Source organism: Variovorax sp. AC194, from assembly GCF_979257995.1.
The window spans coordinates 371,943-389,051 of the sequence record NZ_OZ409823.1; the positions used below are offsets into that span (position 1 = coordinate 371,943).

Sequence of the window (17,109 nt, forward strand, 5' to 3'; positions counted from 1 at the left end):
CCGGCGCAGCGCAGGCCGCCTGAGCGAGACCGCATGAACGCGCTGCGGCGGCACTGGCCGCGCATTGCCATCACGCTGCTGCCGGTTCTGCTGGCGCTGGCGCACGCCACCGGCATCTGGCCGCTGACGGCGCTGGAGCGCCTGGATCACCTGATCTACGACATCCGCCTGCGCGCCACCATGCCTCGGACGCTGGACACGCGCGTGGTGATCGTCGACGTCGACGATGCGAGCCTCGCGCGCCAGGGGCAATGGCCCTGGGCGCGCGACACCATGGCGCGCCTCACGACCGAGCTCCTGGTCCGCCAGCAGGTGGCCGTGCTCGGATTCGACGTCATGTTCCTGGAGCCCGACCGCAGTTCCAGCACCGACAGGCTGCGCCAGATCGCGAGCGGGCCGCTGCGCAACATGCCGGGGCTGGCCGCCGAAATCGAACGGCTCGCGCCCACGCTGGACCACGACATCACCTTCGCCGGGGCGCTGCGCAACCGGCGCGTCGCGCTCGGCTACTACTTCACCCGGACGCCGGTGCCGAGCGCGAAAGGGCAGTTGCCGGCGACGCCGCTGCTGCCGCCTGACACCTTCCCGGCAGGCGCCGTCTATGCCACGGGCTGGAACGGTTTCGGCGCCAGCCTGCCGATGCTGGCGCAGGCCGCGCCCGCCGCGGGATTCCTCAACACGCTGGTCGGCGAGACCGGCGACGGCGCCATTCGCAGCGCGCCGCTCATCGCGCGCTACGAGGGCGAGCACGCGCAGCCGGGCTACTACGAATCGCTGGGCCTGGCCGTCTACAGGCTCGCGAACGGGTCGCCGCCGGTGCGCCCGCTCCTGGCGCCGGGCGCCGCGCCGCAGCTCGAATCGCTCGCGATCGGGCGCCTGCGCATCCCCGTCGACCAGACCGCCAGCATGCAGGTGCCGTTTCGCGGACCCGGCGGCGCGAACGGCGGCTCGTTCCGCTACGTGGCCGCCGCCGATGTGGTCGAAGGCCGGCTCGCGCCCGGCGAGCTGAAGGACAAGATCGTGCTCATGGGCGCGACCGCGCCGGGCCTGCAGGACCTGCGCGCGACGCCCGTCGGCGCGGCGTTTCCGGGTGTCGAGGTGCACGCCAACATCGTCTCGGGCCTGCTCGATCACCGCCTGCTCGCCGTGCCGGACTACGCGCCCGGCTACGAGGTGCTGACGGTGCTCGTCGCGGGGCTTGTGCTGGTGCTCGGGCTGTCGCTGCTGTCGGCACCGCGGGCCGTGCTGCTGGGCGCGGGAACGGCCGCGGTGCTGGTTGCGCTCAACACCTGGCTCTATGCGAGCCACAGCCTCGTGCTGCCGCTCGCGTCGGCGCTCGTCATGGTGGCGCTGGCCTTCGCGCTCAACATGAGCTGGGGCTACTTCATCGAGTCGCGCACGCGGCGCGGGCTGGTGCGGCTCTTCGGCACCTACGTGCCGCCGCAACTGGTCAACGAAATGCTCCAGCGCCCCGGCCGCTACAGCATGCGCGCCGAGAGCAAGGAAATGACCGTGCTGTTCTGCGACATGCGCGACTTCACGCGCCTCTCGGAGCAGATGACGCCGGCTGAACTGCAGGCTTTCCTGAACACCGTTTTCAGCCGCCTCACCAACGTGATCAGCGCGCACCGCGGCACCGTCGACAAGTACATGGGCGATTGCGTCATGGCCTTCTGGGGCGCGCCGATAGACACCCCCGACCACGCCGCGCTGGCCGTGCGCGCGGCGCTCGACATGGCCGATGCCGTGCGCGACATGAACCACCTTCACCGCGCGGGTGGACGCCCCGAAATCAGCGTGGGCATCGGCATCAACAGCGGCGTGATGAGCGTCGGCGACATGGGCTCGGCCGCGCGCCGCAGCTACACGGTGGTGGGCGACGCGGTCAATCTCGCGTCGCGCCTGGAGGGCCTCAGCGGGCACTACGGGGTGGAGATCGTGGCCAGCGGAACGACGCGCGACCTGACCCCCGACTACACCTGGCAGGAGCTGGACAGCGTGCTCGTCAAAGGCAAGGCACAAGCCGTTGCCGTTTTTACGCCGCTCACCACGGAAGCAGCCATTGCGGCGCAGCGCACGGGGCAGCTCCAGCGGTGGGCGCAGGTGCTCGCGGCTTACCGCCGGCAGGATTGGGCCATGGGCCGGAACTTGCTCGCCCCCCTGCTCGCCGCGGATGCGAAAAAAGTCCTTTACCAGCTCTACGCGCAGCGATTAGCCTCGATGGCGTTGCGTCCGCAAGACCCGAGCTGGGACGGCGCAACCCGGTTCGAAACCAAATGACGACAGACGCAGACGAGGGGTCTCTCACAATGCAGGTTCGTGTGCTGGGTTGCTCAGGCGCCATCGCCAAAGACTGCCGCACGACCTCGTTCCTGGTCGACACGGACCTGCTCGTCGATGCGGGCACCGGCGTCGGCGATCTCACCCTCGACGAGATGGCGCGCATCGACGACGTCGTCCTCACGCACAGCCACCTGGACCACATCGCCGCCCTGCCCCTGATGCTCGACGCCGTGGGCAGCCGCCGCACCCAGCCGCTGCGCGTGCATGCGCTGCGCGCGACCATCGAGGCGCTGCGCGCGCACGTGTTCAACAACGTCATCTGGCCCGATTTCGAGAGCATCCCGAGCCCCGAGGCGCCGTTCGTGAGCTTCCACGACATCTCGGTCGGGCAGATGCTGCAACTGGGCACCGTCGCCCCCAAGCTGATCGAGGTCCTGCCGGCCGTGCACACCGTGCCGGCCTGCGGCTTCGCCGTGCGCCGCGCCACCGGCGGCGCCCATTGGGTCTTCAGCGGAGACACCGAGCGCAACGCGCCCTTCTGGGATCGCGTCAACGCGCTCGACGTGGCGATGCTGGTCATAGAGACGGCCTTCAGCAGCCGCGAGCAGGCGCTGGCCGAGCGCAGCCTGCACCTGTCGCCCGCAGTACTGGCCGATGAGCTGGCGCACATCGATCCGGGCAAGGAATACCCGATCTACATCACCCACACCAAGCCGGCGGAAACCGAAGAAATCATGAGCCAGATCGAGACGCTGGCCGGGCGGCAGGTGGCAGGGTTGGCGCAGCGGGATATTCGCTGGCTGAAGGCGGATGGGATCCTGACTTTCTGATGCCTAGCCGGGTGCGCGGCATGACAAATTTGTCACTGCTTGTAGCATCTTGAAGCAAGTTGTGTCACTTCCTGTAACGCGAATGTGATCAAAGGTGACGTATTCGGTCACTGCAAGGGTAGGAAACCGGGTGGCACAGATGCTGCGGAAGGTACTGCGCTCCGGGCTGGTTCCCGGGCTTTAACAAACCAACCTGGAGTTTTTCTCATGAACGTTCGCAAGATTGCCCGCCGCGCACAGGCCGGCTTCACCCTTATCGAATTGATGATCGTTGTGGCGATCATCGGCATCTTGGCCGCTATCGCGATTCCCCAGTACCAAACGTATGTGGCCAAGTCGCAAGTTCAGCGCGTAGTGTCTGAAACTGCGTCGATCAAGACGTCCGTCGAAGCTTGCCTGTTGGATGGAAAGACTGACATTGGCGACCCCAAGACCGACAGCAAGAACTGCGACCCGCAAGCAACTGGTTCCAACATCCAAGGCGGCACTGGCGGCAATGCAGCTCCCACTATCACCGCTCTGCCCGCTGGCACCGCTGTGCCCAAGGTGACGCTGGCAGCGGCTGGTGACTCGACGATCGTTGCCACGTTTGGCAACAGCGCAGCGACGACGCTCAAGGCAACCCCCGGCACGATTACGCAAACGCGTGACAAGGACGGCTCGTGGAAGTGCACGGCTGCTGGTGTGGAAGCTAAGTTCACGACTTCGGCTTGCCCGCTCGCTGTGGCACCGTAATTTCCTGCGATTCCTGCAAGGCCGCCTTCGGGCGGCTTTTTTATTCCTCTCGGGGGTTCCATGTCTCATTCCAGGTTGAACGCCGGCGGTTTCACGCTGATCGAGCTCATGGTGGTCGTCGCGATCATCGGAATACTTGCAGCGATCGCGATTCCGCAATATCAGAATTATGTTTTTCGTTCGCAAGTTCAGCGCGTGGTCAGTGAATCGGGGTCTATCAAGACCGCCGTTGAAAATTGCCTTCTGAATGGAAAGACCAACGTTGGAGATCCCGCGGTCGCAGACAACTGCGATCCTCAAGCGACCGGTTCAAATCTTCAAGCGACCGCAGGTAACGCTGCGCCCACGATTGCAGAAACATGGACAACGGCGGGCACAGGGGTTCCGCAGGTTTCTTTGTCCACCATTGTTCCCTCGAAAATCGTAGCGACATTTGGAAATCTCGCAGGAGCACCATTACAGGGTGCAATTGCCGGAACGATCACATGGGCCCGAGACTTGAACGGCTCATGGAGTTGCAAGGCTGCCAACATCGATGCTAGGTACGTTTCGGTAGCCTGCCCGCTGTGATGAGTGACCTGCCTTGGCCCGAAGCGGGCTGGCAGAATCATCTGGATGAGTTTCTTCGCAACGCACGCCAGCGCTGACGACACCGCCAAGCCAAACTTTTCTCCTCCGATCTGTTGCGCGTTGATCGCGTTGCCGTTTCTCTTTCCGATTACAGCCGGCCCTTCGGTCAACGTGTGCCAGCAGTTGGCGTCTTGGCTGTGCATCGCGGCTTTGTTTCTCGTCGCAGAGGCGAAGCATTGCAGGCCCCATTCGTCTGTCGTTGTGTGGCTCGCGGCAAGCGCGGTGCTTATCGCGGCTTTGCAAAGCCATCATCTCGGAGCCGCACCTTGGCTATCCGCTGTTGTAGTGATCTTGGTTACTGGTATGGCGGCCTTTGTCGGCGCCGGTCTTGTACAGCAGGAGCGCGTCCGGATTCAGACTGCTCTGGCGCATGGCCTGCTGTGGGCAGGCGCCATCAGTGCGGTATTGGGACTGCTCCAGTACTACGACCTCGCCGGCCTTCTCCACCCGTGGACCACTGAACCCGGCCCCGGCCAGGCGTTCGGTAACCTGCGGCAACGCAACCAATTCGCAAGCCTGGTCAGCATGGCGCTGATCGCGGCGTTGTGGCTCTACGCGCAATATCGCACCGGGCCGCTGCAGCGACGCCTGCTCTGGGTAAGCATCGTCGCGCTTCTGCTGGTCGCCGCCGCAGCCTCGACATCGCGCACCGGCTTGCTCGAGGTTCTCGCCATCGTCGGAGTTGCGGCGTTCATCGCGCGACGCGAACGGCTGGCACGCCGCGTCGATCCAGAGTCTGCACTCCGCTTGCCGGCGCCCCAGGTTCTCCTGTCGTGGATCCCGCTGTACTTCGCCATCGCCTGGCTCCTGCCTCAACTCGCCGGCAGCGGCGTCGACAGCATGATGCAGCGCTTGAGCGATGGCGCGCCTGCGGGGCACAGCCGGATGATTCTTTGGGGCAACGTTCTCACCCTGATCGCCGAACATCCATGGGCCGGCTGGGGATGGGGCGAATTGAGTTTCGCGCACTACATGCACAGCACGCTCTACCCCGGCCAACGCTTCGTCGAAATCCTCGACAACGCGCACAACCTGCCCCTGCACCTCGCGGTAGAACTCGGTATCCCTGCAGCCACATTGATTTGCGGTGGCTTTCTCTTGTTGGTGGTCACCGCCAAACCTTGGCGCGAGCGTGAGCCGTTTCGACTCATGACTTGGGGGCTGCTCGGCGTGATCGTGTTGCACAGCCTGCTCGAATATCCGCTGTGGTACGGCCCCTTCCAGATGGTCTTCGGTTTGTGCCTCGGCATCTTGTGGCCCGCCGCGAATGGACATGAGAGCGACGCAAGACATTGGGCTCGGAAACTCTCCACAGCATCGGCCGTCGCGCTGATCGCAATCGTCGGCTATGCGGGCTGGGACTACATCCGGATCAGCCAGCTCTACATGCCGCACGACGAACGCCTGCAAGCCTATGAAGAGAACACCTTGGACAAAGCCCGGGGTTCATGGCTGTTCGCCAACCAAGTGGGTTTCGCCGAACTCACGTTGACGTCCGTCACCAGGAGCAACGCAGCCGAAGTACATGCGCTTGCTCAGCGCATCCTTCATTTTTCCCCTGAGCCACGGGTCATCGTCAAACGGATCGAAAGCGCCGAATTGCTGGGCCTGAATGAAGAGGCCCTGACAGAAGCGGAGCGCTTCAGCAGGGCCTTTCCGAAGGAGTACGCACTTTGGCTCGACGGTAAATCGGTCGATCCTTCAGCCCCTTAGCAGGGCCGGTGCCGATCGATCACTGCGAGATAAGCTCCCGCCACGACACGCGGCGCGTGCCCAGGCCGCCGGCACCAGGCGGCAGCGGCACATCGATGCGCTGGCCAGAGGTCAACTTCACGCTGGCGATCAGCTTGCCGCCCTTCGAGGCGAACACCGCGGGTGCACTGCCGAGACCGGCACCGCCGGCAAGCAATATGCCGGCATCCGTCGCCGTTCGCACTGTCAATCCGGTCTTGTAATCGAGGTAGTTGAGATACGCCGATCCGCCCGTGCCGCACGCGTTCTTGTTGTTGGGAATATTGGAGACGAAGACCAGCAAGCCGAGCTGCAGCGTGGAGTCGGTATTGATGCGCTCGCCTTCTTCGGGCAGATCGATGAACCAGCCGTTCATGGCGCTCAGGTTCGTCGCATATGTCATCGAACTGGCCACTGTCCGCACGCCACTCGTATCGGTGAAGGACTGTTTCATGAAGCAGTTGGTCTTCAGCGTCGCGCTGCAGGCCGTCGCGCGAGGGCTGCCGTAGAGGCTGACGGTCGGGCTGCTGCCTGTGAGCGGGTCCTTGATGGCATAGATCGTTTGCACGTCCTTGTTGTTGATGTCCGGCACGCCCAGGTAGCGTCCCGTTCCTACGTACACGACGTGGCTGCTGTTGGCGTAGCCCAGCTCGATCCAGCTGCTGATGGGTTGCGGCTTGTTGGTCGGGCCTTGCAGCGTGGCCAGCAATTGCACCGTGGCATCGCCGCTGGTCGCCTTGAGCTTGCTCAGATCAAAGCGCCAGACATTGCCGAACAGGTCGCCGCCATAGACCTGGGTCACCGTGTTGTTGATGTTCACGTTGTCCATCCAGGCACTGATGCGCGACAGCCCGCTCGGGCAAGGTGCTTCCGTGCAGCCAGAGCCAGCAACCACTGCGGAATCACTGCCTGCGCCGGTGCTGATCTTCTTGATGATGGCGCCCGTCTTGGCGTTCAGGACCCAGAGGTGGCCGCCGCCATTGCCTGGCGAGACGTTGTTATAGCCAGAGGAGACCAGCACTGCCCACGTGCCGTCCGACAGCTTGGTGATGATCGGAATGCCGTAGGAATAGCCCAGGTCCGCATCGCGGATATAGGGCGCGCCCTTGCTGGTGTCGGAGGTGAACTCCCACAGCACCTTCGGCGAGGCGGGGTCGGTCACGTCCAGCGCATAGTAGCCACGGCCGCCGGCGGCGAGGCCGCCCACGAGCAGGGTGTGCCACTTGTCGTCGAAATACGCTTCGCCCTGCTGCGGCGATCCGTTCACGAAGTAGGTGTGGTTGCTGCCGTAGTTCTTGTCGGCCAGCTTGTACATCTTGGGCAGCAGCATGGAGGGAATGTAGGCCCAGCTCTCCGCGCCGTTGTCGGCGTTGAAGGCGTGCAGCATGCCGTCGTTCGCGCCAACGTACACCATGCCCTGACGCGTTTCGTTGTCCGCCTTGAACTTGGCGTAGTTGAGGTCGGGGTACTTGAAGGTCGACTTCTTCACGTAGGCCGCCTGCGAGCCCACGATGTCGCCCATCACGTGCGTGCGCTTGAAGTAGAACTTGCCGCCGGTTCCATCTTCGTTGCGGCGATCGCCGCGAAGGAAGTTGACCAGGTTCACGCCGCCGAAGCCCGTGTCGGTGCCTTCCGTGGTGCTGTCCTTCTTCTGGGCTTCGGGAATGCAGTTGTCGGCGTCGGTGCACATCTGCGAGAGCGACGTGCCGATGGTCGCGACCTTGAAGTAGCTCTTCTGGTCCGTGGTGAGCGCATCCCACGTGAAATCGATCAGCCCGCCGCTGCCGTTGTGCGTGTAGATCTTGCGGCTCGCGTACGCGGCCTTGTCCAACAGCGGTGTCGGGGGTGTCGTCGAGGAGGTCGTCGCCGTTCCCGACTGCGCCCAGTCAGGAACGGTCGAGGCCACGCCCGTATCGGGATTGATGGTGTAGCGGGCCAGTTCGCCGAACCATTGCACCGACCAGAAGCTCGAGTCGAACAGGAAGTTGTCGGTCGGCGTGACATTGGCCGTGCTGGGCGTCACTGCCGCGCTGGCGCTGTTCTGGGCGTCGACATTGATGAGGAACTTGTTGATGCCGCTCTTCAACGCGTTCGGGTCACCTGCGCTGTAGTAGGCGCCGCCGCCATTGACTGCCGCGTGCCACAGGTCGTCCACCGCCGTCTGGGTATTGTTCTTCGGCACAGGCCAGTTGCATGCGCCATCCTTTTGCCAGCGGCAGTGCGTGCTGTCGGCCGTGTTCCCCTTCAACACGTCGAAGTAATCGCCGCTCGTTGCTTCCTTGTAGTCCGGCTGGTACTGCATGTACCCGGAAACGCCGAGGCCGATGGTGAAGGTCGTCATGCGCTGCGGACCGGTCGCGGTCTTGTCGTTAGCGACGTCTGTGCCCAGGATGCCGTTCGTGTTGTTGAACGCTGTGGACCGAATGTCCGTCGTGTAGAAGTACTGGGCAATGTCAGCCAATGTGCTGGCGGTTGCATTGCCGTCGAAATTGGGGCGGTCGACGCCTGTCTTGCCATCCACGTCACTGATCGTGTTGCCGTTGATGTCCGTCGGCACGGTGTCTTCGTTCCAGTAACCGTCCGTCGACAACAGGGTGTAGTTCCGCTGACAGGCGTACTGCATCGGATCCGTGGACTTCACGTTGTTGACCTTGGTGACCTTGTTGGCGTAGTAGCGGCCGGCCGTGGACAAGGCTTTTTTCAGCGGAGTCGTGCCGCCCGGATTGGCCGCCACGAGCTTGTCGTACCACTTGTTCTTCTGGCCTTTGGCTTCGAGCGTGTTGTCGGCCATGTCCAGGAAGTCGGAGCCCGTGCCGTTGTTGATGCTCATGTAGCTCAAGCGGTAGCTCGTGCTCAGGTCTTTGAACGCGAGGCTCACGGCCGTCTTGGTCATCTGCATGCGCGTGCGGTAGTACGCCCACCAGTTGGCGTAGTTGGTCATTTCCTCCGCGCCCGTGCACGTCGTGCCGGCGCAGTCGGTGCGCGCCGTATATTTGGTGTAACCGGCCGCGCTGGAGGGGTCGACGATCGTGCGGGTATTCTTGCCGGGCGCGCCGACGTACTTGCCGTCGAACGCCGCGGCTGAACCGCTCGCGCTCCCGGTGATGTCCACCACGGGCGTATAGGTGATCGCCGATCCGATATTCGGAGCCGAGATGACTACGCTGCTGTTGGAGCTCACGGCACTGTAGCCAGCCACGGTGCAGCTGCCCTGGATGGCCGCCGTGCACGCATTGATGTTCGCGGCGATCGCGCTGGCGAGCGTGGCCAAGCTGCCGGTGCGCGTGATCGACGCGGCGCCCGACATGATCTGTTGGTTGTTGACCTTGATGCCGTTGGCCGATGCTGCGCCTCTTCCATTGAGCGTCACTGTCGACTTAGACGGCGTGGTCAGCAGGCCCGGATAGCGCGGGTTGGTGTAGATCTTGCCGCCCGTGGGCGCCGTCTCGATACGCACGGCCTGGCAGTCGGTCAGCGCCGTGTCGCTGCACCAGCGCACGTAGGCGGGAAACTTGTACGTATCGGAAGGCGTCGACTGCACGGCGCAGTTGCGCTGGTCGATACCCGTGCAGTATTCGCCGGGGGTGAACGTGTAGTACTCAGCGGTGGCCGACAGATCGCTGGTACCGGTGGTCTGGATGCGGTACTTGTCGTCGGGGACCTTGGTCCAGGCGGACGTTTCGCCCGAAGTCATCTGCGGGAACGGCGTTCCGTCGAAGTTGGACGCGGGCTTGTAGAGCGTCTCCGGGGTGTAGTAAATGCTGTTGTACCGACTGTTGCGGCGCAGCGCGTTGTTGCTGCTGTTGGCCCAGTCCGGAAGGTAGTCGGAATCCATACTGCCGGAGTCGTCGAGCACAAAAAGAATGTTGGGCTTGACCACATCCGGACTCGAAGTCTCCAGGGGCGATTGCGCGAGGTCGGTCGTAGCCGCCTGCGCGCTGTAGATGGCAACCAGCAGCGCCGCGGCACAGGCGACGCTTTGCGAGATGGCCTTGATAGTGCGTTTCATAGTGTGTGTCCCATGTGAGTCCGCGTGCTCGCGGCGCCCGAGAAAGACTGGATCGTTGTGACCGGAGGGGGTATGTGCTCAGAGCGCGACCATGGCCTGCACCAGGCTCTGCGTATTGCGCGGACCGCTCACCATCACAGTGATGCGGTAGTAGGTTTGCTTGGAGGCATTGACGTTGCTGCCGGTACCGCCGCGACCACCGCCGCCGGTGCAAGTGGTTCCGCCGGGACAACTGCCCGCAGCAGCCGTCGGCGATGTCGCGCACGAGTTGAGGTCGGTGTTGGCCTCGCCTTCCTTTTCGCACATGCGCTGGACCAGGTAGGTCACGGTGTTGCCGGTGGTCGGGTCGACTTCAAGCTTCTTGACCTTGCTGTCCTTGACGTTCTGCAGAAAGAAGGCTCCCCAGTCCTGGGAACTCGTCGGGTCGACTCTGACGGCCTGGTAGCCGTCGGCCGTCGACGTGCAGCCGAGCGGTGTCGTCGCCGCGCAAGCACCGGTTCCCGTTGCAATGCTGTTCTTCTCGATCCATGCAACGGCAGTCTCGACACCACGGTCGGCCGAATGCGTGGCGGCTTGCTGGAAGGCGAGATTGCCGGCGATGACATTGGAGGTCCCGACCGAGCGGGTCAGTGCCACCGCGGCCAGCGTGAGTGCAACCAGCACGATGAGCGCAAGAATCAACACCACACCGCGTTCGGAGGAACGACGCCGCTGCGCCGAGAGCGGCTTGGGTGCCTGGGAAAAAAAGTTGCTCAACATCCGCCAGCCCCCCCTTGAATCGTGCCCTGAGATCCTTGCCAGACCATGTTGCGGATAGGCACCGTGGTTTCCAGCTTCTTGTATCGGTAGTTCTTCCAGTCGCCGTTTGCGCTCAGGTCGATCGCGACGGCCGTTGGATTGCTCGGAACGCCTGTGGCATCGGCCACCGAGCCGGCCCAGGTCGGCGCCTTGTTGGTAGAAGGCGCTTCTCCGTTGGCGGCGTCGTACTTGGTGTACTGCCCACTGCGGGCCACGATGGCCAGTCGAACGGCCAGCGTGCGCGCCCAGCTGCACTGGACAGCAAAGCCCAGGCCGTCATCCTTGCCAGGCGTGGTCTGGTCGTACCGGCCCACGTTGCCGGAGAGATTGGTGGCCGTCGTGTCGCGGCCATACTGAGCCCGCAGGCTCATGATGTTGCTGGCGATCGGCACCCAGACCGTGGGGTCCGATTTGCTCGCGTCATCTCCGCAGTTGACTTCGACGTAGTTGCACACCGTGAGGTTGCCGGACAGCACGCGATAAGCCCTGACGGTAAACGGCTGTGTAGGGACGGTCGTTTGCCCAAGGTTGAAGACGACGCTGCCCAGCGCGAGGCCGCTGGTCGTGCCCGGATCCACAGTCAGAACGGTGTCAGAGACGGCTTTCACCTTGTCGACCGTCAATGCGCAATCTGCGGGCCGCACGGCGGGCTGTGCAATCACGGTGTCGTTGACCGCAAAGGATTTTGGCGTCGTGACCGGATAGCTCCCCGAGGAAGGAGCCGTGCTGATCAGGTCGCCCTCGGCCGGGCTGCTGCTGCTGCCGAAGAAGACCAGCAGCGTGTCGGTGTTGGCGTCGCCCGCCGGAACATTGGGCGAGTTGATGACCACCGGAGCCAGCGCGCCGAGCTTGACTGTCGACTTCGCAGCGCCCGTGGTCGTGTAGCTCAGGCTGCAGCCCAGCAGATTGAAGGTGTTGATGCCGTAACCGGCCTCGCGCACATCGCGCTCGAGTCCGTAGAGGGCGATGGTGCCGTTGATCTGGGCGTCGTCGCCACCGGTGGTGGAGCGCTTGGTGCCTTCGAAGGCGCCGAAGACTTGCATGATCACGACGACGGACAGCATGCCGATCAGCAGTCCGACCAGGATCTCGATCAAGCTGAAGCCCGAGGCGGCGCGGCGTCCGCTGGAGAGGGAAGTGGAATTTTTCACTGCGCGCTTACTTCTGGGGCTGGTCCAACTGCGCAACGACGGTGTAGTTTCTTTGCTCGTCGTCGCTGGGCGTCTTCCACCGGATGACGATGGTGGCAAGGATGGTGCCGCGCGTACCGGCGATGCCGCCCGGTACTGTCACAAAGCTGACCTGCGGCTCGTTGCCCGAAATATCCGAGCCGGGCAGCGCATTGGCCCACGCGCTTTTCCAGGCGGTGTAGCCGGCGCCCGAGGACGCGCTATCGAACTGGTTGCTCCAGTCGGTGGCGAAGCGATCGCTGATCCACATGCGGCTGATCAAATCGTTGGCTTGCAGCACCGCGGTGGAGCGGTATTCGGCGGCAGCCGCCTGCTTGACTGATGTGGCTTGCAATCCGACGAGACCGAGGACACCGACTGCGAAGATCAGCAGCGCAACAAGCGCTTCCAGCAACACGATGCCGCGCTGCTTGGCTCGGGCTCTGAGAGGGCGAGTGAGGCGACGAGAAGTTGAGTGCATGATGGATGAGTCAGGATTACGGGCAGGCCATGGCATCCCCGCTGGGACGGTTGGGATCGCACATCCGGATCTGGCCGCCGGCTGCGACCAGAAGCCGCAAGCAGTGCAGCGTTCCGCCGGTCTCCCCCAAGCAGGTGCCGCGACTTGACTTGATGTCGATGGTCGAAGCACCAACCGTCGTCGCGGGAGTGGTCGTGGCGGCGAGCCGTCCGAAACCGTTGAAACCGAAGGCTGGTTGCGATGCATTGATCGTGGCGCTTGCCTGGGCTGCGACCGGGGTGCCCTTTTGAAGCAACATCGAGGACGAGGTGTCGCTGATGTCGTCGCCGCAATGGCTCGCGGGGGGCGTGGTTGCAGACGAGATGCTGACGATCCAGTTCGTGCCGGTCTTGTCGACGGTGCAGGCGTTGTCGAGTGTCGTTGTCAGTTGAAACTGGACAGAAGTGTTTCGCCGCACGGCCTCGGCACGCGCGAGCTGCAGGCCGTTCTGAATCGACTCAGCGGTGCTGCGAATCTGCGAGTTGCTGATCCATTCCGTGAATGCGGGCGCGCCGATCGCTATGGCGATTCCCAGGATGGCGATGCCTACCATCAGCTCGATCAGCGATACGCCACGGATGGCGGATGCCCTCGGCGGGCGAGGGAGTCGACGCGTGCGCATTCAGCACCCGCCCTTGTTGGTGGTCCAACAGTTGGTACCGGCAGTCCATCCCGTTTTTGCCGACACGGTTTTCTTGAGGCCCGCCTGATCGAGGCTGTATTCGAAGGCTGCCATCGTGCTCTTGCCCTTGGCACTGAGCGTGAAGGTCGTCGGTGTATCCGTCGTGCAAGTGAAGTCGAAGCTATTGCTCTTGATCGCAGCGGCCTGCGCATCCACCGCGCATTTGGTTGCCGAGCCCGTGAGGCGGTAGGTGCGGTTGTCCTGGAATGCCTGCTCCATGCGCACCGCCAGCGCAGACAGATTCGACGTCGCATCCGGAATGCGCCCGCGAAGCACATAGTCCCCGTACAACGGCAATGCAATGGCCGATAGCACGCCAATGATCACCACCACGATCATGATTTCGATCAGGGTGAAGCCCCGCACGCGATGGCGGGAAGACGGGTTGCGACTGCAAGAAGGCGAGTGATTCACGGCGGGCTTTCCTGAGGTGCTTCCAGCTCGATCCGAGCGGGAGCAATCTGTTGACATTAGTCACAGATTGTCACCAACTGTTTGCGCGCCGCAAAAACCGCTTGTCAGGGGCGATGTGCCGCTCATCCCCTCTATTTCTGGCTGCTCAGAGGCCTTTGGGTCTCCTTTTTGTCACCCCGCCACCCAACTCCCCGACTTCCCCCCATGCTTCTCCAACACATGCACATCCGTGATCCGCATCCCCCGATCCACCGCCTTGCACATGTCGTAGATCGTCAATAGCGCCACCTGCACAGCCGTCAACGCCTCCATCTCCACCCCGGTAGGCCCGACCGTCTCGACCGTCGCCGTACAAGCCACCTGCGGCGCCCCCCCACCTTCCGCCAGCGCAAACCCGATCGCCACCCGCGTCAACGCCAGCGGATGGCACAGCGGAATCAGGTCGCTCGTCTTCTTCGCCGCCTGAATACCGGCGATCCGCGCCACCCCCAGCACATCCCCCTTCTTCGCCGTCCCCGATTCGATCAGCGCCAGCGTCGCCGCCTGCATCTCGATGCGTCCGGTGGCGACGGCCACGCGGTGGGTCGCCGGCTTGGCGGCCACGTCGACCATGTGGGCCTGGCCCTGGGCGTCGAAATGGGTGAGTGTGCTCATGGAGATACCTTCGTGCTTCGCACCGCGATGCCCGGCTTGCTAGGGGCAGCGGCCCGGCGCGGCGCTCATGGGTGAACGTTCGTTTTGAAGATGCATCATACGAGCCCGAGCCATGGACGAGGAATGCTGCGCTTGACTCCCTCCGCAAAGCCAAAGACCACCGCAACGCCCGCCCTGCGCGCGATCTGCGCTTCCGTTTTGATAGCGGCACAGGCCCTGATGCCGATACCCGCCAGCGCGCAGATGCAGCAGATCCTGCCCGGCCTGGGCGACGGCGGCGAAATGACCGCCAGCGCCGAGCGCAGCCTGGGCGACCAGATCGCCCGCGAGCTCTACCGCGATACCGACTACATCGACGATCCGGTGATCGCCGCCTATGTGCAGGAAATCTGGCAACGCCTCCTGACCGCCGCCCGCGCGCGCGGCGAGCTCACGCCCGAGCTGGACGAGCGCTTCGCCTGGACCGTCCTCCTGGGCCGCGACCGCAACATCAATGCCTTCGCGCTGCCGGGAGGCTACCTGGGGCTGAACCTGGGGCTGGTGGCCGCGGTCGGCAGCCGCGACGAGCTGGCGACGGTGCTCGGGCACGAGCTCTCGCACGTCACGCAGCGCCACATCTCGCGGATCATGAGCAAGCAGGGCAAGCAGATGCCGCTCATGATCGCGGGCCTCATTCTCGGGATGATCGCGGCCAGCAAGAGCCGCAACGGCGACGCCGGGCAGGCGGTGATCATGGGCAGCCAGGCGCTCTTCATGCAGAACCAGCTGAGCTTCTCGCGCGACATGGAGCGCGAGGCCGACCGCATCGGCTTCGGCGTGATGACGCAGGCGGGTTTCTCGCCGCAGGGGGCGGCGGCCATGTTCGAGAAGCTGCAGTACGCCTCTCGCCTGAACGACAACGGCTCCTACCCGTATCTGCGGAGCCATCCACTCACGACCGAGCGCATCTCCGACATGCAGGGCCGCTTCCAGTTCCGCATGGACACCGCCCCCGCGCTGCCGCTCGCGATGGACCACGCGATGATCGCCTCGCGCGCCCGCGTGCTGACGCGGCCGGGCGTCGATGTGCTGCGCCTGTGGATCGACTCGGCCGGCAGCGGCGAATTCGCCCGGAGCACGCCGGCCCAGCAGGCCGGAACGCTCTACGCGGCGGCGCTCGCGGCCAAGGAGCTGCGCGACTACAAGGCCGCCCGCACGCTGGCCGAGCGGCTCGTGGCACGCACCGCGGAAGACCCGGCCGCGGCGAAGCAGGCGCGCTGGCTCAGCGCCGAGATCGAACTGGCCGCCGGCGCGCCGGCCAAGGCCGCCGCGCTGCTCGACGCCAAGTCGAAAGAGCGCCCCGAGATGATCCTCGCGGCCGAGGCCGCAACCGCCACGCGCCAGCCCGCGCCGATGATTCCCGTGCTGCGCGATTGGGTGGCCGCCAATCCGCGCGATGCCACGGTGTGGCGCGCGCTGGGGAACCTCTATGGCGCGCAGAACGACACGCTGCGCGCGGTGCGCGCCGATGCCGAAGCCAACGTGGCGATCCTCGATTACCCCGCGGCGCGCGACCGCTTCAAGGCGGCGCAGGAGCTGGTGCGCAAGTCGGGTGGCCCCATCGATCACTACGAGGCGTCGATCATCGACACCCGCGCACGGGCGGTCGATGTGCTGGTCAAGCAGCAGGCCGAAGAGCCGCCGCTGAAGTAGCGGCAGCGGCGCGGGTGATGCTCAGCGCTTGGAGAGCAGCCCGCCCAGCGCGGTCTCGATGAGAAGGCCCAGCAGCGAGTAGATCAGCGAGCCGATCAGCGCGGCCACGAAGCCGTTGACGTGAAAGCCGCTCAAGAGCCCCGACGCGGCCCAGAACAGCAGCGCGTTGATCACGAAGAGGAACAGCCCCAGCGTGACGATGGTGACCGGCAGCGTCAGCACCACCAGCACCGGCCGCACGATCATGTTGAGCAGCCCGATCACCGCGGCCGCGATGAGCGCGGAGCCGAAGCTCGCAACCTGGACACCGGGGTAGAGATAAGCCACCGCGAGCAGCGCGACAGCGCTGAGCAGCCATTTGATGATGATGCGCATGCGGCGCAGGATACCCCAGAGCCCTCAAAACAACGAGCCCCGGAGCGTTGCCGCGCCGGGGCTCGATGGGGAGTGTCTGCCTTGATTATTCAGCCAGTTCGTTCGCCAGCACCAGCAATGCGCCCATGCCCATCACCGCGCCGGGAAAGGCCCAGCCCGATTGGTGGGCCGGCGTCTGCTCGGGCGTGACCGGTTCCAGGTCGACGCCGATCTTCGGGCGGCGGGCATCGACCACGTGGGTGGCCGCGTGCTCGCGCTTCAGTTGCTGCGTCAGCTCGGCCAGCGGGCCCTTGGCCAGCACCGCCGTCACCTGCCCGCCGTTGCGCTCGAGCAGGGGCAGCATCTGTGCCTGCACCTTGCTGAACCACTTGGCGCGCCAGTTCTCGCGCGCGCTGTGGCTCACCCACTTGCTGATGCGATGCGTCATGCGCGGCGCGCAGGCCACGAGCACCCAATGGCGCGCCACGACGCTGTTGGCGTCCGGTGCGAGTTCGGCGAACTGCTCGCTGGCATACACGGCGTCGTCGACATAAAGAATGATCTTTTCCATGAGTGCTCCTTCGGATAGTTAGAGTGGCAGAGACTGG

At 64.3% G+C, this 17,109-nt stretch carries 15 protein-coding genes; 6 read left to right on the forward strand and 9 right to left on the reverse strand.

The window, feature by feature from the left end:
* Positions 1-33: 33 nt before the first annotated feature.
* The 5 genes from ACZYRS_RS01795 to ACZYRS_RS01815 all read left to right on the forward strand — a co-directional run bounded on the left by ACZYRS_RS01795 (position 34) and on the right by ACZYRS_RS01815 (position 6,191).
* Complete coding sequence (locus ACZYRS_RS01795) at positions 34-2,280, forward strand: CHASE2 domain-containing protein (RefSeq protein WP_463417902.1); 2,247 nt, start codon at positions 34-36, stop codon at positions 2,278-2,280.
* Between the two features lie 29 nt (positions 2,281-2,309).
* The gene (locus tag ACZYRS_RS01800) at positions 2,310-3,113 is read left to right on the forward strand and encodes a 3',5'-cyclic-nucleotide phosphodiesterase (RefSeq protein ID WP_463417903.1); all 804 of its coding nucleotides are present in this window, start codon (positions 2,310-2,312) and stop codon (positions 3,111-3,113) included.
* Positions 3,114-3,320: 207 nt separating this feature from the next.
* Complete coding sequence (locus ACZYRS_RS01805; RefSeq protein ID WP_463417904.1) at positions 3,321-3,848, forward strand: pilin; 528 nt, start codon at positions 3,321-3,323, stop codon at positions 3,846-3,848.
* 60 nt (positions 3,849-3,908) lie between these two features.
* Entirely contained in the window at positions 3,909-4,418 is a 510-nt protein-coding gene (locus ACZYRS_RS01810) for a pilin (protein WP_463417905.1), read from the forward strand.
* Between the two features lie 45 nt (positions 4,419-4,463).
* Positions 4,464-6,191 carry a PglL family O-oligosaccharyltransferase gene (locus ACZYRS_RS01815; RefSeq protein WP_463417906.1) on the forward strand — a complete coding sequence of 576 codons (1,728 nt, stop codon included), beginning with the start codon at positions 4,464-4,466 and terminating at the stop codon, positions 6,189-6,191.
* Between the two features lie 19 nt (positions 6,192-6,210).
* Here the strand turns inward: ACZYRS_RS01815 and ACZYRS_RS01820 are convergent, their stop codons facing one another.
* From ACZYRS_RS01820 to moaC, 7 genes are all read right to left on the reverse strand, one after another.
* Positions 6,211-10,218 (reverse strand): pilus assembly protein, encoded by a 4,008-nt coding sequence (locus ACZYRS_RS01820; RefSeq protein WP_463417907.1) that lies wholly within the window; start codon positions 10,216-10,218, stop codon positions 6,211-6,213.
* Between the two features lie 78 nt (positions 10,219-10,296).
* Positions 10,297-10,977 carry a pilus assembly PilX family protein gene (locus ACZYRS_RS01825; protein WP_463417908.1) on the reverse strand — a complete coding sequence of 227 codons (681 nt, stop codon included), beginning with the start codon at positions 10,975-10,977 and terminating at the stop codon, positions 10,297-10,299.
* Complete coding sequence (locus ACZYRS_RS01830) at positions 10,971-12,167, reverse strand: PilW family protein (RefSeq protein ID WP_463417909.1); 1,197 nt, start codon at positions 12,165-12,167, stop codon at positions 10,971-10,973. Before ACZYRS_RS01830 ends, ACZYRS_RS01825 begins: the two co-directional genes overlap by 7 nt.
* A gap of 7 nt (positions 12,168-12,174) precedes the next feature.
* Positions 12,175-12,603 (reverse strand): type IV pilus modification protein PilV, encoded by a 429-nt coding sequence (gene pilV / locus ACZYRS_RS01835; RefSeq protein ID WP_463417910.1) that lies wholly within the window; start codon positions 12,601-12,603, stop codon positions 12,175-12,177.
* A 79-nt stretch (positions 12,604-12,682) separates the two neighbouring features.
* A complete protein-coding gene (locus ACZYRS_RS01840) occupies positions 12,683-13,327 on the reverse strand; it encodes a GspH/FimT family pseudopilin (protein ID WP_463417911.1) in 645 nt (214 codons plus the stop codon).
* Complete coding sequence (locus tag ACZYRS_RS01845; RefSeq protein WP_463417912.1) at positions 13,328-13,801, reverse strand: type IV pilin protein; 474 nt, start codon at positions 13,799-13,801, stop codon at positions 13,328-13,330. It abuts the gene before it with no gap.
* 171 nt (positions 13,802-13,972) lie between these two features.
* A complete protein-coding gene (moaC, locus tag ACZYRS_RS01850; RefSeq protein WP_198785353.1) occupies positions 13,973-14,455 on the reverse strand; it encodes a cyclic pyranopterin monophosphate synthase MoaC in 483 nt (160 codons plus the stop codon).
* Between the two features lie 123 nt (positions 14,456-14,578).
* On the opposite strand from moaC, the gene ACZYRS_RS01855 reads away from it, so the two are divergent.
* On the forward strand, positions 14,579-16,147 hold the full coding sequence (locus ACZYRS_RS01855) for a M48 family metalloprotease (RefSeq protein ID WP_463417913.1): 1,569 nt from the start codon (positions 14,579-14,581) through the stop codon (positions 16,145-16,147).
* A gap of 21 nt (positions 16,148-16,168) precedes the next feature.
* Here the strand turns inward: ACZYRS_RS01855 and ACZYRS_RS01860 are convergent, their stop codons facing one another.
* Entirely contained in the window at positions 16,169-16,522 is a 354-nt protein-coding gene (locus ACZYRS_RS01860; protein WP_463417914.1) for a phage holin family protein, read from the reverse strand.
* An 85-nt stretch (positions 16,523-16,607) separates the two neighbouring features.
* Positions 16,608-17,072 carry a hypothetical protein gene (locus ACZYRS_RS01865; RefSeq protein ID WP_198785350.1) on the reverse strand — a complete coding sequence of 155 codons (465 nt, stop codon included), beginning with the start codon at positions 17,070-17,072 and terminating at the stop codon, positions 16,608-16,610.
* Positions 17,073-17,109 lie beyond the last annotated feature (37 nt).